A 15,266-nucleotide genomic window follows, 5' to 3' on the forward strand; every position below is an offset into this window, starting at 1 on the left:
CGACATGGAGTTCCGGCAGTCGAGCAAGCTCAGCGAGGTCTGCTACGAGATCCGGGGGCCGGTGATCGAGCACGCCAACGCGCTGGAGGAGGCCGGACACAGCGTGCTGCGCCTCAACACGGGCAATCCGGCGCTGTTCGGATTCGAGGCCCCGGAGGAGATCCTTCAGGACATGATCCGGATGCTGCCGCAGGCCCACGGCTACAGCGACTCGCGCGGCATCCTCCCCGCCCGCCGGGCCGTGGTCCAGCACTACCAGCAGCGCGGCCTGGACGACATCGGCGTGGACGACGTCTTCCTGGGCAACGGCGTCTCCGAACTGGTGTCCATGGCCGTCCAGGCCCTGGTCGAGGACGGGGACGAAGTCCTCATCCCGGCCCCCGACTTTCCGCTGTGGACGGCGGTGACCACCCTGGCGGGCGGCAAGGCCGTGCACTATGTGTGCGACGAGTCCGCCGACTGGTACCCGGACCTCGACGACATGGAATCGAAGATCACCGACCGAACGAAGGCCGTGGTGATCATCAGCCCGAACAACCCCACCGGGGCCGTGTATCCGCGCGAGATCATGGAAGGCATTCTCGATCTGGCGCGCCGCCACCACCTGATGGTCTTCTCCGACGAGATCTACGACAAGATCCTCTACGACGGGGCGGTCCACCACAGCCCCGCCGTGCTCGCCCCGGACCTGGTGTGCCTGACCTTCAGCGGCCTGTCCAAGGCCTACCGGGTGGCCGGGTTCCGGTCCGGCTGGGTGGTGGTGTCCGGCCCGCGCCAGCACGCCAGGAACTACCTGGAGGGCCTGACCATGCTGGCCTCGATGCGGCTGTGCCCCAACACCCCCGCGCAGTTCGCCATCCAGGCGGCCCTGGGCGGCCGGCAGTCCATCGAAGACCTCGTACTGCCCGGCGGACGGCTGCACGAGCAGCGCGACCGCGCGTGGGAGAAGCTCAACGAGATCCCCGGAGTCTCCTGCGTCAAGCCCAAGGGCGCGCTGTACGCGTTTCCGCGCATCGACCTCGGCGTCCACCGGATCCACGACGACGAGCGGTTCGTCCTGGACCTGCTGTTGCGCGAGAAGATCCAGGTGGTGCAGGGCACCGGCTTCAACTGGCCGCGCCCCGACCACTTCCGCATCCTCACCCTCCCCCACGTCGACGACCTCGAGTCGGCCATCAGCAGGATCGGGCGGTTCCTCGGCGGCTACCGGCAGTCGTGACCGCGGGCGCCTGGTCCCGGCTTCGCAGGGGTGTCACGCCCCACGGGCGGGCAACCGCTTGTAAGGTGCATGCTTATGGGTGGGGTGCTCTCGGGTTTCGGTGTCATCGCGAGCATCGTCGTCACCGGTTATCTCCTGGGGCGCCGCGGCTCGCTGGGCGAGCAGGGGCGCGATGTGCTCACCGCGGTCGCCTTCCAGGTGGCCAGCCCGGCGCTGCTGTTCTCCACGCTGGCGCGGGCCGACCTCTCGGTCCTGCTGTCGGTCCCGATGCTCGTCACCGCCTTGAGCACCTTCGTCGTCGCGGGGACGTTCATCGCCGTCGGCGCCGTGCGGCGCTGGAGCGTCGGCCGGACGACGATCGGCGCGCTGTGCGCCAGCTACGTCAACTCCGGGAATCTGGGCATCCCCGTCGCCATGTACGTCCTGGGGGACGCCTCCCTGATCGCGCCGGTCCTGCTTTTCCAGCAACTCGTCGTGTCCCCGATCGCCCTGACGGTCATCGACCTCAGCAGCACCGAGGGCCGGCCGTCGCCGCTGCGGCGGCTGACCACACCGCTGCGCAACCCCATCGTCGTCGGCTCCCTGTGCGGGGTGGTGGTGGCCGCCGCGGGCTGGCGGATTCCCGGGCCGGTGATGGAGCCGGTGTCGCTGATGGGCGGGATGGCGGTGCCCGGTGTGCTGCTGGCCTTCGGTCTCTCGCTGCCCGGCAGCGCCCTGCCGGGACGCGGCGAGGACCGCGGTGCGGTGCTGCTGTCCGTGGCGCTCAAGTCCTTCGCGCAGCCGGTGGTGGCCTGGGCCATCGCGGCCGGGGTCTTCGGTCTTGGCGGCGCCGCGCTGTTCGCCGCCGTCGTCACCTCCGCGCTCCCGGCGGCGCAGAACCTCTTCACGTACGCCGTGCGGTACCAGACCGCGACCAGGCTGGCGCGCGAGTCGATTCTGCTGTCGACGTTTCTCGCGGCCCCGGTGCTGCTCACGGTGGCGGCGCTGCTGGGCTGAGCACCGCCGGTCAGGCAGGGGGCGCGGCCCGCCGGCGGACACCGGCGATCTCCACCCGTCCGCGGCGAGATCTGCCGGATGTGAGTGTCGCACTGCGTACGTCCGGCGGCCCGGCTACCGTCGATGTCACTCGGACCCCGCCAGGAATCGAGGTACCGCAATGGCACCCTCCGCGTCACCCACCGCCTCCATCGGAGTCACCGGGCTCGCCGTCATGGGCAGCAACCTCGCCCGCAACTTCGCCCGGCACGGCTACACCGTCGCGGCGCACAACCGGACCCCCACCCGCACCCGCGCCCTGATCGAGGGGTTCGGGCACGAGGGCTCCTTCGTGCCGGCCGAGAAGCCCGCGGATTTCGTGGCCGCGCTGGAGCGGCCCCGGCGGCTGGTGGTGATGGTGAAGGCGGGTGAGCCGACCGACGCGGTGATCGACGAGTTCGTACCGCTGCTGGACCCCGGGGACATCGTCATCGACGGCGGCAACGCCCACTTCGAGGACACCCGCCGCCGCGAGGCCGCGCTGCGCGAGCGGGGCATCCACTTCGTGGGGACGGGCATCTCCGGCGGCGAGGAGGGCGCGCTGCACGGGCCCTCCATCATGCCCGGCGGATCGGCTGAGGCCTACGCCGAGGTCGGGCCGATGCTGGAGAAGATCAGCGCGCATGTCGACGGCGAGCCGTGCTGCACCCACATCGGCGCGGACGGCGCCGGACACTTCGTCAAGATGGTGCACAACGGCATCGAGTACGCCGATATGCAGCTGATCGCCGAGGCGTACGACCTGCTGCGGCGTGCGGCAGGACACACCCCCGCGCAGATCGCGGAGATCTTCCGCCGCTGGAACACCGGCATGCTGAACTCCTACCTCATCGAGATCACCGCCGAAGTCCTCGCCCACGCCGACCGGGAGACCGGCGATCCGTTCGTGGACATCGTCGCCGACGCCGCCGAGCAGAAGGGCACCGGCCGCTGGACCGTGCAGATCGCGCTCGACGTGGGCGCGCCGGTCCCCGGCATCGCCGAGGCCGTCTTCGCACGCTCGCTGTCCGGACACACCGAGCTGCGCGCGGCCGCCCGGCAGCTGTCGGGGCCGCAGGGGCCCGCCCTGTCAGGGCAGGACGCCGAGGGCCTGGTCGACCGGGTCGAACAGGCCCTGTACGCGTCGAAGATCGTCTCGTACGCACAGGGCTGGAACATGATCCAGACCGCGGCCGACCAGTTCGGCTGGGACATCGACCTGGGCTCGGTGGCCAAGATCTGGCGCGGCGGCTGCATCATCCGGGCCGGGTTCCTGGACGAGATCCGCAGCGCGTACGCGTCCGACCCCGCGCTGCCCACGCTGCTGGCCGACGAGCGGTTCGCCCGCCAGCTCGGCGAGGCGCAGAACGCGTGGCGGGCCGTGGTGACCACCGCCGCCCAGCAGGGGATCCCCACGCCCGGGTTCTCCTCCGCGCTCGCCTACTACGACGCGCTGCGCGCCGACCGCCTGCCCGCCGCCCTCATCCAGGGGCTGCGGGACTACTTCGGCGCCCACACCTACCGGCGCACCGACCGCGAGGGCGTCTTCCACACCGAGTGGTCCGGCGACCGGAGCGAGACCCGCAGGTGAGGCCGCGCCGGGGCGCGAGGTGATCGGCGGCTCCCCGGTGGAGATGCGGGAAACGGGGGAATCAGGAACGGAAACCGGCTTCTGACCGCGCGAGGACCGCGACGGCTGGAGGGAACACAGGTGACCGTATCCATACCGGATCCGCCCCGGGCCACCGGGGAGGCCGTCCGCCCGACGCGCCGCGCCCTGGTGGCGGGGTCGGTGGGCAACTTCATCGAGTGGTACGAGTTCGGCGTCTACGGCTACTTCGCGACGGTCATCGCCGCGAACTTCTTCACCCCCGACGGAGGAAACGACCTCGAAGGCCTGGTCAAGACCTATGCGTCCTTCGCGCTCGCCTTCTTCTTCCGGCCGGTCGGCGCCGCCGTCTTCGGCCGCGTCGGGGACCGGATCGGCCGGCGCCCCACCCTGATCCTCGTGGTGCTGCTGATGACCGTGGCCACCACGCTGATCGGGCTGCTTCCCACCTACGACACGGCGGGCGCGGCCGCGCCGTGGCTGCTCACCTTTCTGAGGGTGCTGCAGGGCCTGTCCGCGGGCGGCGAGTTCGGCGGCGCGGTCTCGATCATGACGGAGTTCGCTCCGGAGGGGCGGCGAGGGCTGTACGGGGCGTGGCAGTCCTTCACGGTGGCGCTGGGCCTGCTGGGCGGGGCCGGGGTGGCCGCGCTGCTGGCCACGGTGTTGAGCGAGCAGGCACTGAACGACTGGGGCTGGCGGCTGCCGTTCCTGCTCACACTGCCCATGGGCCTCGGTGCCCTGTGGCTGCGGCTGCGGCTCGAGGAGACCCCCGCCTTCCGGGGCGCCGGGGCCGCCGAGAAGCAGACCGGTGGCGTGGCCGCGTCCTCGCCCGCGCCGCCCGCTGCCGAGGTGGCGCGGGCCATCGTCCTGGGCGCCGGGCGCATCATGGGCTGGGCCGCGGCCGGTTACACCTTCCTGGTCGTCCTGCCGTCGTATCTGCAGAGCACACTGGGGGCCAGCTTCCGGCAGGCGCTGATCGCGACCGTGGTGGCCAATCTGGGTTTCGCCGCCTCCATCCTCCCGGCCGGATGGCTCAGCGACCGGATCGGCAGACGGCCGGTGATGCTGTCCGGGGCGGCGCTGGTGGCCGTCTCCGCGATCCCGCTGCTGGACCTGTTGCAGGACGCGGGCCGTTCGAACCTGGTCAAGGGGGTGGCGGTGTTCGCCGCCGGGGCCGCGGTCGGGCTGATGGCCGGCCCCGGCCCGGCCATGCTGGCCGAGATGTTCCCCACCCGGGTCCGCTACACCGGGCTCGGCCTGGCGTACGCGCTGTCGAACGCCGTGTTCTCCGGCTGCGCCGGGCTCATCATCACCAAGACCATCGAGCGGACCGGCGAGGTGGACATCCCCGCGTACTACACCACCGTGACCTGCGCCATCAGCCTCCTGGCGCTTCTCACCCTGCGCGGGGACGACCACCGCGGCCCGCTGCGCGAAGGCCCCCGGGCGCGGCAGGACGGGACACCGCGGCCGGACGAAGCGGGCCCGGGCGACGGACAGGGAGCCGGCCGGTGCGGGTGATCGGGCTGATGTCGGGCACCTCGTACGACGCCATCGACGCCGCGGCCGCCGATCTGACCCTCGACGGGGACCGGCTGGTGCTGACCCCGCTGGGCCTGGTCAGCGCCCCGTACGCGGAGGAGTTGCGCGAGGCGCTGAGCGCCGCGCTGCCACCGGCGCCGACGACCATGCGGGCCGTGTGCGAGCTCGACACGCGCATCGGCCAGGCGTTCGCCTCCCTGGCCGTGCGGGCCGACCGGGAACTGTGTGACGGGCGCGCCGAGCTCATCAGCTCACACGGGCAGACCGTCTACCACTGGGTGGCGGACGGCCGGGCGTACGGCACCCTGCAACTGGGGCGGCCCGCCTGGATCGCCGAGGCCACCGGCCGCCCGGTCGTCTCCGATCTGCGCAGCCGCGACATCGCGGCGGGCGGGCAGGGGGCGCCCCTGGTGAGCATCGTGGACACCCTGTGGCTGCGCGGGCGGCCCGGGGTGTGCGTGGCGCTGAACCTCGGCGGCATCGCCAATGTCACCGTGGTGGCGAACCGAGCCGAGGACGCCGGGGAACCCCTCGCGTACGACACCGGGCCGGGCAACGCGCTCATCGACGCGGCGGTGCTCCATCTGACGGGTGGCCGGCTCGACTACGACAAGGACGGGGCGATGGCCGCGCGCGGCACGGTGCACGGCCCGCTGCTGGACCGGCTGCTGGCCGAGCCCTACTACGCGCGGCCGGCCCCCAAGACGACCGGGAAGGAGCTCTTTCACCTGCCCTATCTGCAGGCCGCGCTCGCGGGCCTCGGCCCGCTGCCGGCCGACGACGTGGTCGCCACCGTCACCGAGCTCACCGCCGCCACCGTGGCGGACGCGGTGCGCTCCGCGCGGGCGGGCGAGGTGATCGCCTCGGGGGGCGGCACCCGCAACCCCACGCTGCTGGCCGCCCTGCGCCGGGCCCTGGGGGCCGTCCCGCTGCGCACCTCGGACGAGCTGGGCCTCCCCTCGGCCGCCAAGGAGGCGTACGCCTTCGCCGTCCTCGGCTTCCTGACCGCCCAGGGGCTGGCCGGCACGGTGCCGGCCTGCACCGGCGCCCGCCACCCCAGCGTGCTCGGGTCGATCACCCCGGGCCGCCACGGCCTGCGGCTGCCCCCGCTCGCCCGGGTCGCGCCGTCCCGGCTGGAGATCTCGCCACCGTGAGTTCCGCCGCGCCGGGATTGTTCCGTGCGGCGCGACGGGCTGCCGAACAACTCCGCGGCAGGTGAACTCGGTGGTGCGGGGCCGCCACCGGGGCGGCCGCAGTCGAAGGAGACGCCCTGTGTCGATCAGCAACGCCCGCGGCCTGATGGCCGCCGCCGTGGCCGCCCTCGTCCTGGGCGGCGGGCTCGCCACCGGCCCGGCCGCCCAGGCCGCACCGGCCGACACCACCCACTCCGTGGTGGCCCGGGCCAACACGTGCTGGTGGGGGAAGGTCAACAGCAACACGGGCCACGCCAAGTGCGGCAGGGGGAAGACCCGCGTGGTGGTGCGCTGCAAGGACGGCGTGTCGGGGCGGGGGTACACCGTCTACGGCCCGTGGAAGCGCGCCGGGCGCTGGTCGGTCGCGTCCTGTGGGTCGCCCCAGCGGGTCACGGTGTCCTCCGTGACCCTCAGGAACCACAGCTGACCCTTCCCCCGCCGCGGCTCATTCCCGGCCGCCGGCTTCCTCGTCGTGCTGGTGGTCCGCCCAGACGTAGGCGACGGGAAGCAGTTCGGCGACGGGGACGGTGCGCGGGCGGTCCACCGTCCCGACGATGACCTCGAGCTCGGGGAAGTAGTCGAACAGGAACTGGCGGCAGCGGCCGCACGGCGGGACCACCCCGCGCTCGCGGTCGCCGACCGCCACCATCCTGACCAGCTCGTAGGCGCCCTGGGCCGCCGCGGCCCCGACGGCCACCATCTCCGCGCACGGGCCCCCGGTGAAGTGGTAGGCGTTGACCGCCGTGATGACACGGCCGTCGGCGGCGCGCGCGGCGGCGGCCATGGTGTGGTCGTCGCCCCGGCAGTAGGTCCGTGCGACATGGGCGGCGGCCGCGATGAGCTCCGTGTCGGCGGTGGGGGGCTGCCTGGTCATCTTCTCCGCTCTCGCCGGGGGACTGCCGGTGCCGGACCGCAGGCGGGGACTGTCGGTGCCGGACCGTAGGGTGCGGATTATGGCAGCGATCGAGTACGTGCGCGGGGACGCCACCGCGCCGCACGGGAAAGGAAAGAAGATCATCGCCCATGTCTGCAATGACCTGGGCGGCTGGGGAAAGGGCTTTGTGCTGGCCGTATCCCGGCGCTGGCCGGAGCCCGAGGCGGCCTACCGCCGCTGGCACCGCGAGCGGGCGCGCAATGACTTCGGGCTGGGCGCGGTCCAGTTCGTGCAGGTGAGCCGGTATGTGTGGGTGGCCAACATGGTCGGCCAGCGCGGGATGCGCGCGGGCAGCAAGGGGGTGCCGGTGCGGTACGAGGCGATCGGCGCGGCGCTGGGCGTGGTCGCGGCGAGCGCCGCCGAGCTGGGGGCCTCGGTCCATATGCCGCGCATCGGCTGCGGGCTGGCCGGTGGGCGCTGGGAGCGGATCGAGCCGCTGATATCCGAGCGGCTGGTGGCGCGTGGAATCCCGGTCACCGTCTATGACCACGGCGGCGGACGCCCGAGTTGAGCGCTCCACCCATCGGGGGCATATTTGACATAAGGCGCGTTGCCGGATCCGGTTCGCCTGTCTGATGGTCCGAGTGGTTCCGCAGGGCCCAGGCAGCCTGAGTTACGCATCCGACCAGACGAGGGCGCCATGTCCGACTACCATCGCACCCCTCCCCCGAACCACGCGTCCTCACCGCGGTCCCTGCCCCATGTGCTGCTCGCCCATGACGTGGGACTGCTGGTGATACGGCTGGGGGTCGGGCTGACCGTCGCCGCGCGGGGCACGCAGCATCTGTTCGGCTGGTGGGGCGGCCCCGGGCTCGAGGGCACGAGCCGGTTCTTTGAGAAGTTCGGCTATCCGGCGCCCACGTTCATGGCGTGGGTGGCCGGTGTCATCGAGACGTTCGGCGGCCTGGCACTGGCCGCAGGCCTGCTCACGCCGCTGGCGGGCGCCGCCGTGGCGGGCACGATGGCCAACGCGGTGGATGTCGTATGGCCGTTGGGGTTCTTCGGCGGCTTTGAGTATCCCCTGCTCATCGGCGTGGGGGCGGCGGGGCTGGCACTGAGCGGGCCGGGCCGGATCGCCGTGGACGCGGTGATCCCCGGGGTGCGGTCCCATCATGTGATGTACGGGGTGGTGATGCTGCTGATCGCGGCCGTCCTGGCGGCGATCACCATCGGAATCCGCAGCTGATACCCGTGCCCTCACGGCGGCGTGGAGCCCCCGCGGCGTCGGGTGGGCGCGCACCGCCCGCTCGCCGGGGCGAGGGGCGGTGCGGCGTGCCGTTCAGCCGGCGGGCATCCCGCCGGTGGCCCGGCCTCGGCAGGCATCCCGCCGGTGGCCGGGTCAGTGGGGGTCGGCGCCGTTCACTCGGCGGCCGGCGGGCGGCGGGAGCCGCGGCCGCGGGTGAGCGCGTAGCCGCCCACACCCGCGAGCGCGCCCAGCGCACCGCCCACCACGGTCCACACCCAGCGGTCCGACCACCAGCCGGAACCCCAGCCTCCGTTCGGCTCGGCCGCGGTGTGCGACGAGGCGTCCTCCCCGGCCGAGGAGTCGGACGCGTCCGGGCTCGGCTCGGCGTCCGGCGCCTGGGTGGCCCCGGCCCGCACGGCCGGGGTCAGCGGGGAGAGTTCGCCGCCCTCGGCGTGCTTTCCGCCGACGTCCCGGGTGGAGGCGGTGATCTCGGTGGTGAAGGACAGCCCGAGGTCCTGCTCCGGCAGGTTCACGACCGTCAGGCGGACGTAGTACGAGCCCGGCAGCGGATCGTTGGCCCAGGCCTCGGACCAGGGGCGCACCCGGCGCAGCCGGCAGCTGAGGTCGACGGAGGCGTCCTGCTGGGCCGCGGTGGCGGTCTGGCTGCCCGAGGTGCAGGCCTGGCGGCGGCGCAGCCCGTCGTAGACATCGAGCTGCCAGGTGGTCCTGCCGTGCCGGGCCTGTGCCTCGGGGAGCTTGACGGTGGCCTTGACGGTGGGGACCTGCCCGGCCGCCGCGGGGAACACCCAGTACAGGTAGTCGCCGACCGACGCCGAGGCGGTGGCGGTCTGCCCCTGCTCGATCGCCGTGGCGGTCCGGAAGCCGGTGCCCGCCTCGGAAGGCCCGTCGTCGCCGTCCGTGCCCGCACTCGCGCTCGGGGACGCGTCGGCAACCGCCGCCGGCGCGGCGGCGAACAGGGCGGCGCACAGCGCGAACGCGGCGCCCGCGGTACGTAGGGCACGCATCAGTTGGTCCTCCAGACGGTGACGCGCCAGCGGGCCAGCCAGCCCCACAGCAGTCCCACGAGCAGCCCGGTGACGGCGAGCACGGCCAGCAGCACCCAGCCGCGGCCGAGGCCGAAGGCGGCCACGTCACCGGGCGGGTCGCCGGCGTCGACGATGTTCACGGCCAGTTCCACGGGGAGTCCGGGGGTGCGCTTGACGGAGGCGGGCGCGGAGAACGACTGGCTCACCTCGAGGCAGATCGTGCGCGGCGTACGGTCCTCCACGTCGCGGCCCTCGGCCACCGGGTAGCGCAGCCCGGTCGAGATGACATCGGTGCGGCCGCTGCCCGCCTCGCTGCCGCGCACCAGCTCGCGGCCGCGCTCGGTCACCGCCCGCACCAGCACGCCGTAGTCCGGGTCGACGGCGCGGTCGGCGCCCACGGTCGCCGACGCCCGCAGCTCCTGGCCGGGGGCGACCTTCACCCGGTACCAGCGGTGCTCGCCGAAGCCCTCCCGGTCGTTGTAGAGGCCCGCGCCGAGCACCGGGGCCTGGGCGCACGCCTCGGCGCCCTGTACCGCGGCCGGGGTCTGGACCGGGGTGTCCGCGGCGCGCCGTACCAACTGCTTGATGCGGGTGGAGAGCTGGTCGGTGTGCTGGACCGCGGTGTAGGTGCCACCGGTGGCCTCGGCGATGCAGCTGAGCTGGTCACGGACCTTGCTGTCCAGGGTCAGCCCGAGCGTGTCGACGACCAGATGGGTCCCCTGGGCCGCCAGTTCCCGGGCCACGTCGCACGGGTCGGGCTGCCCGCAGGAGTCCTCGCCGTCGGTGATGAGCACGATCCGGCGGGTGGCGTCGCCGCCGGCGAGGTCCTTGGACGCGCCGCGCAGGGCGAGTCCGATGGGGGTCCAGCCGGTGGGGCGGAGCGTGGCGACGGCGGTCTTGGCCTCGGTGCGATCCACCCGCCCGACGGGGTAGAGCTGTTTGCTGTCCAGGCAGCCGGTCTCGCGGTCCTTGCCGGGGTAGGTGGCGCCGAGGGTGCGTATGCCGAGCCGCACCTCGTCGGGCACGGCGTCGATCACCTCGTTGAACGCCTGTTTGGCCGCGGCCATGCGGGACATGCCGTCGACGTCGCGGGCGCGCATCGAGCCGCTGACGTCCAGGACGAGTTCGACTTTGGGGGACTCGCGGGCCGGTTCGTCGTCGGCGACGGCCGCGGCCGGGGACAACAGGCCGCAGGCCACGGCCGCGAGCAGCCCGAAGGCGCCTGTCGCCAGGCGTTTCTTTATGATCACCGCGGCATCTTATGGAGCTTCATATGACCGCTCCAAAAGCGGTGGTGTGCGGCGGCTCGCCGTCTGCGGGGCGGTGCGGTGGCCGAGCCGCAAGGTCGTTGGTCACTCCGTATGAATGTGTGGCGAACCGGGGTCATGGCGCTGTACGGTGCGTCCAGCCCACCGGCCGGAGGATCCAGTTCGTGCTCAGCCCCTCACTCGCCCAGGAGATCGCCGGGGACACCTCCGCGGTCATCGGTTTGAACGTCCTCATCACCGACAGCGAGGGCATCGTCATCGGCAGCGGTGACAGCAGCCGCGTCGGCACCTTCCACGAGGCGTCCGTGGAGGTGATGCGCACTCAGGAGGCCGCCATACACACCGCCACCCAGGCGCAGGAGCTCAAAGGGGTGCGCGCCGGGGTGACACTGCCGCTGGTCATGGACGGACACGCGGTGGGCACGGTCGGCATCACGGGGACGCCTGCCCAGGTGCGGCGCTTCGGTCTGGTGGTCAAGCGGCAGACGGAGATCCTGCTGCGCGAATCGGCCGTGCTGCGCTCACACGTGGTCAGGGAGCGGGTGCTCGAGGATCTGCTCGCCGATGTCGCCACGTACGACGCCGAGGCCGTCGAGCCGGACTTCATCGTCTTCCGCGCCGCCGAGGTGGGCTTCGATCTGCGGCTGCGCCGGATCGCGGTGGTCGTGGAGGTGTCCGCGTCCGGCGGGACGAGCGGCGCCCGCCACCGCGCCGGGCCGCCTGTGCCGGACACCTCGCTGGTCCGCTCGGAGCTGCTGCGCACGGTGCGGGAGGTGTTCGCCGATCCGCAGGACGTCGTCGCGGGGGCGGCTCCGGGGTGGATCGGGGTGCTGCACCGGCTGCCGGAACAGGGCTCGGCCAGCCGGGTGATGACGGCCTGTCAGCGGCTGGCGGACCTCGTGGGTGTCCAGCACGGCCTCGAGGCCCGGGTCGGGATCGGCGAGCCGGCCACCTCGGTCGGCGGTCTGCACGACTCGTACCAGGACGCGCGCGACGCGCTGCGTCTGGGGGCCCGGGTCGCGCCCGAGCTGCCGGTGCACCTCGTCTCCGATCTGCGCGCCCACCAGCTGCTCGCCTCCGCCGGCCACCACACCCGCGCCCGGCTGCTCACGCTCACCGCCGCCGACCTGCGTGAGCAGCCGGACTGGCCGGTGCTCCGGGACACCGTGGTGGCCTGGTGCGAGAACGGCTTCAACTTAGTCCGCGCCTCCTCGGCGCTGCACATCCACCGCAACACCCTCGTCTACCGAATGAACAAGATCGAGCAGATCAGCGGCCGCCCGCTGCGCGACCACCGCACCACGCTCGCCCTTTACCTGGCCTGTCTGGCCGATCAGCTCGACACTCAGCCCTGACTCTCCGCTCTCCGATCCTCGCAGGCTTCGCCCACGAGGGAGCCCAGCCAGACGGCGGCGACCAGCCCGGTCGGCAGCGCGGGCGCGGTCCGGGGCGCCAGGGTGAGCAGAAGCCCTCCCCCGACCGCCCCGGTGACCAGGGCGGACAGCAGCGCCACACGGGACCCGCGCACCCGGCCGGTGGCGGCGAGGTCGGCCAGCAGGCCGGTCAGCATGCCGGTGAAGTACGTGGTCGAGACCCCGGCCGGCGCGACGGCGCGCACCAATGTGCTCTGCCCTCCCATGGCCACGGCGGCCAGGGCCAGCAGCCCCTGCCGCAGCCCTCCGTCGGGGTGGCCGCCGGCGGCGGCCCACAGTGCCCACAGGACGCCGAGCGCGAGCACTTCGCCGCCGAGCGCCCGGCAGGCCGGCCGTCTCTTGTCGGGCCCCCTGACGATCCGCCCGCTCACCAGCGACCCCAGGACATAGCCGACGACCGCCACGGCGGCGTGGCCGGCGAGCGCGGGGTCGCGGGTCCCCGCCGCCATGCCGAGCAGCGAGAGGTTCGCGGTCATCACGCTGGTGAAGACCTCGCCGAGCGCGAGAAAGGCGATCGCGTCCATCGAGCCGGTGGCCACGGTCAGCGCCAGGGCGGCCGCCAGACCACCACCGCCCGGCCCGACCTGGCCACGCCCGCCCGATAAGCCGCCGGCCGGACCCGCCGGACCGCCGTCCCGGGGTGGCAGGGGGTCGCTCATCCGGCGCCCCCCTTGGGCCCGTCCTGTGCCCCGTCCCCCTTGGGACGGTCCTCGTCGACGATCTCCGCCTCGACGACGTCGTCGTCGGGCCCGTGGTCCGGGCCCGCGCCGTCGCCACCCCCGCCGCCGGCCGGCCCGGCGGTGTCACCCTGCGCCCCGGCCCGGGCGTACATGGCCGCACCGATCTTCTGCGCGGCGGCGGCCGCCTTGTCGGTGGCCGCGCGGATCCGGCCGGAGTCCTCGCCCTTCAGCGTCTCCTTCAGCTCGGCGATGGCCGTCTCGGTCTCCTGCCGCACGTCCTGCGGCACCTTGTCCGCCTGGTCGCGCAGCAGTTTCTCGGTGTTGTAGACGAGGGCTTCGGCGGAGTTGCGGGTCTCGGCCGCCTCGCGCTTGCGGCGGTCCTCGTCCGCGTACCGCTCGGCCTCGCGCATCATCCGGTCGATGTCGTCCTTCGGCAGCGCGGAGCCACCGGTGACGGTCATCCGCTGTTCCCTGCCGGTGCCGAGGTCCTTCGCCGACACATGCATGATCCCGTTGGCGTCGATGTCGAAGGTGACCTCGATCTGCGGCACACCGCGCGGGGCCGGCGGCAGGCCGGTCAGCTCGAACATGCCGAGCTTCTTGTTGTACGCCGCGATCTCGCGCTCGCCCTGGAACACCTGGATCTGCACCGACGGCTGGTTGTCCTCGGCCGTGGTGAAGATCTCCGAGCGCTTGGTCGGAATGGTCGTGTTGCGCTCGATCAGCCTGGTCATGATGCCGCCCTTGGTCTCGATGCCGAGGGACAGCGGGGTGACGTCCAGCAGCAGGACGTCCTTGACCTCACCCCTGAGGACACCGGCCTGGAGCGAGGCACCGACCGCGACCACCTCGTCCGGGTTGACGCCCCGGTGCGGGTCCTTGCCGGTCAGCTCCCTGACCAGCCCGGTCACGGCGGGCATCCGGGTGGAGCCGCCGACCAGGATCACATGGTCGATGTCGGACACCTTGATCCCGGCGTCCTTGATCGCCTGGTGGAACGGCCCCTTGCAGCGGTCCAGCAGATCCTCGGTCAGCTGCTCGAACTGGGCGCGGGTGAGCTTCTCGTCCAGGTGCAGCGGGCCCTGGTCGGAGGCCGTGATGTAGGGCAGGTTGATGGTGGTCTCGGACGCGGCGGACAGCTCGATCTTCGCCTTCTCCGCCGTCTCGCGCAGCCGCTGGAGCGCCATCTTGTCCTTGGACAGGTCGACCCCGTAGCCGCCTTTGAACCGGGTGACGAGGTGGTCGACGATCCGCTGGTCCCAGTCGTCGCCGCCGAGGTGGGTGTCGCCGTTGGTGGCCTTGACCTCGACGACCCCCTCGCCGATCTCCAGCAGCGAGACGTCGAACGTGCCGCCGCCGAGGTCGAAGACCAGGATGGTCTGGTCGTTCTCCTTGTCCAGGCCGTAGGCCAGGGCGGCGGCCGTCGGCTCGTTGATGATCCGCAGCACCTTCAGGCCGGCGATCTCGCCCGCCTCCTTGGTGGCGGTGCGCTGGGTGTCGTTGAAGTACGCCGGGACGGTGACCACCGCATCCGTCACGTCCTCGCCGAGGTAGCCCTCCGCGTCGCGCTTGAGCTTCTGCAGCACGCGCGCGGAGATCTCCTGCGCGGTGTAGCGCTTGCCGTCCACCTCGCCGGTGGCCGGGAAGCGCCACTGCGCCTCCCCCATGTGGCGCTTGACCGACCGCGCGGTGCGCTCCACGTTGGTCACCGCCTGGCGCTTGGCCACCTCGCCCACCAGCACCTCGCCGTTCTTGGCGAAGGCCACCACGGAAGGGGTGGTCCGGGCGCCCTCGGTGTTGGTGATGACGGTCGGCTCACCGCCCTCCAGGACACACACCACGGAGTTCGTCGTCCCCAGGTCGATCCCGACTGCGCGGGTCATCTCAGCACTCCTCTCCTGCGAGATGGGAGTCCTTCACAGAGTGATCCGATTTATGCCCAATGCTACAAAACAACATCTTTGTGGTTTTACCAGCCGGGCGCGGCGCATCCGGGGCAGCTGCGGCCAGTCGTCGCAGCCGCTGGGCCGACGGTACGGGCCCATGGCCGCCGGCGCCGCCGCGCGGCAGCCGGCCCACCGCCGTCGCGATCCCCGGCGTGTCGCCGAACACCGGCCGCCCGGCCGGCAGCACCTCGGCGAA

The 15,266-nt window shown here is 72.6% G+C and carries 14 protein-coding genes; 9 read left to right on the top strand and 5 right to left on the bottom strand.

What is annotated here, in order from left to right:
• Nucleotides 1-4: 4 nt before the first annotated feature.
• From ACFZDL_RS43055 to ACFZDL_RS43080, 6 genes are all read left to right on the top strand, one after another.
• The gene (locus ACFZDL_RS43055) at nucleotides 5-1,219 is read left to right on the top strand and encodes a pyridoxal phosphate-dependent aminotransferase (protein WP_353596085.1); all 1,215 of its coding nucleotides are present in this window, start codon (nucleotides 5-7) and stop codon (nucleotides 1,217-1,219) included.
• Nucleotides 1,220-1,294: 75 nt separating this feature from the next.
• A complete protein-coding gene (locus tag ACFZDL_RS43060) occupies nucleotides 1,295-2,215 on the top strand; it encodes an AEC family transporter (RefSeq protein ID WP_353596042.1) in 921 nt (306 codons plus the stop codon).
• Nucleotides 2,216-2,375: 160 nt separating this feature from the next.
• Nucleotides 2,376-3,824: an NADP-dependent phosphogluconate dehydrogenase gene (gene gndA, locus ACFZDL_RS43065; protein ID WP_353596043.1), complete on the top strand. Its 1,449-nt coding sequence runs from the start codon at nucleotides 2,376-2,378 to the stop codon at nucleotides 3,822-3,824.
• Between the two features lie 120 nt (nucleotides 3,825-3,944).
• Nucleotides 3,945-5,363, top strand: a complete 1,419-nt coding sequence (locus ACFZDL_RS43070) for an MFS transporter (RefSeq protein ID WP_353596044.1) — start codon at nucleotides 3,945-3,947, stop codon at nucleotides 5,361-5,363.
• Complete coding sequence (locus ACFZDL_RS43075) at nucleotides 5,354-6,538, top strand: anhydro-N-acetylmuramic acid kinase (protein ID WP_353596045.1); 1,185 nt, start codon at nucleotides 5,354-5,356, stop codon at nucleotides 6,536-6,538. Before ACFZDL_RS43070 ends, ACFZDL_RS43075 begins: the two co-directional genes overlap by 10 nt.
• Before the next feature lie 118 nt (nucleotides 6,539-6,656).
• The gene (locus tag ACFZDL_RS43080) at nucleotides 6,657-7,004 is read left to right on the top strand and encodes a hypothetical protein (protein WP_353596046.1); all 348 of its coding nucleotides are present in this window, start codon (nucleotides 6,657-6,659) and stop codon (nucleotides 7,002-7,004) included.
• Nucleotides 7,005-7,022: 18 nt separating this feature from the next.
• Here the strand turns inward: ACFZDL_RS43080 and ACFZDL_RS43085 are convergent, their stop codons facing one another.
• Entirely contained in the window at nucleotides 7,023-7,451 is a 429-nt protein-coding gene (locus ACFZDL_RS43085) for a cytidine deaminase (RefSeq protein WP_353596047.1), read from the bottom strand.
• A 79-nt stretch (nucleotides 7,452-7,530) separates the two neighbouring features.
• Here ACFZDL_RS43085 and ACFZDL_RS43090 point away from each other — a divergent pair, with 79 nt between their 5' ends.
• Nucleotides 7,531-8,022 carry a macro domain-containing protein gene (locus tag ACFZDL_RS43090; protein ID WP_353596048.1) on the top strand — a complete coding sequence of 164 codons (492 nt, stop codon included), beginning with the start codon at nucleotides 7,531-7,533 and terminating at the stop codon, nucleotides 8,020-8,022.
• 129 nt (nucleotides 8,023-8,151) lie between these two features.
• Nucleotides 8,152-8,697, top strand: a complete 546-nt coding sequence (locus ACFZDL_RS43095; RefSeq protein WP_353596049.1) for a DoxX family protein — start codon at nucleotides 8,152-8,154, stop codon at nucleotides 8,695-8,697.
• Nucleotides 8,698-8,870: 173 nt separating this feature from the next.
• Here the strand turns inward: ACFZDL_RS43095 and ACFZDL_RS43100 are convergent, their stop codons facing one another.
• Together ACFZDL_RS43100 and ACFZDL_RS43105 are read right to left on the bottom strand one after the other, a co-directional pair.
• Nucleotides 8,871-9,722 (bottom strand): hypothetical protein, encoded by an 852-nt coding sequence (locus ACFZDL_RS43100; RefSeq protein WP_353596050.1) that lies wholly within the window; start codon nucleotides 9,720-9,722, stop codon nucleotides 8,871-8,873.
• Nucleotides 9,722-10,993, bottom strand: coding sequence for a VWA domain-containing protein (locus ACFZDL_RS43105; RefSeq protein WP_353596051.1), 1,272 nt, complete (start codon nucleotides 10,991-10,993; stop codon nucleotides 9,722-9,724). Before ACFZDL_RS43105 ends, ACFZDL_RS43100 begins: the two co-directional genes overlap by 1 nt.
• A 182-nt stretch (nucleotides 10,994-11,175) precedes the next feature.
• On the opposite strand from ACFZDL_RS43105, the gene ACFZDL_RS43110 reads away from it, so the two are divergent.
• Nucleotides 11,176-12,366 (top strand): sugar diacid recognition domain-containing protein, encoded by a 1,191-nt coding sequence (locus ACFZDL_RS43110; RefSeq protein ID WP_353596052.1) that lies wholly within the window; start codon nucleotides 11,176-11,178, stop codon nucleotides 12,364-12,366.
• Here ACFZDL_RS43110 and ACFZDL_RS43115 read toward each other — a convergent pair.
• Nucleotides 12,357-13,103, bottom strand: a complete 747-nt coding sequence (locus tag ACFZDL_RS43115) for a YoaK family protein (protein ID WP_353596053.1) — start codon at nucleotides 13,101-13,103, stop codon at nucleotides 12,357-12,359. The genes ACFZDL_RS43110 and ACFZDL_RS43115 overlap by 10 nt on opposite strands.
• Complete coding sequence (gene dnaK, locus ACFZDL_RS43120) at nucleotides 13,100-15,007, bottom strand: molecular chaperone DnaK (RefSeq protein ID WP_353596054.1); 1,908 nt, start codon at nucleotides 15,005-15,007, stop codon at nucleotides 13,100-13,102. The genes ACFZDL_RS43115 and dnaK overlap by 4 nt, the downstream gene beginning before the upstream one ends.
• Nucleotides 15,008-15,266 lie beyond the last annotated feature (259 nt).

Source organism: Streptomyces sp. NPDC007917, from assembly GCF_042959105.1.
Taxonomy (GTDB): domain Bacteria; phylum Actinomycetota; class Actinomycetes; order Streptomycetales; family Streptomycetaceae; genus Streptomyces.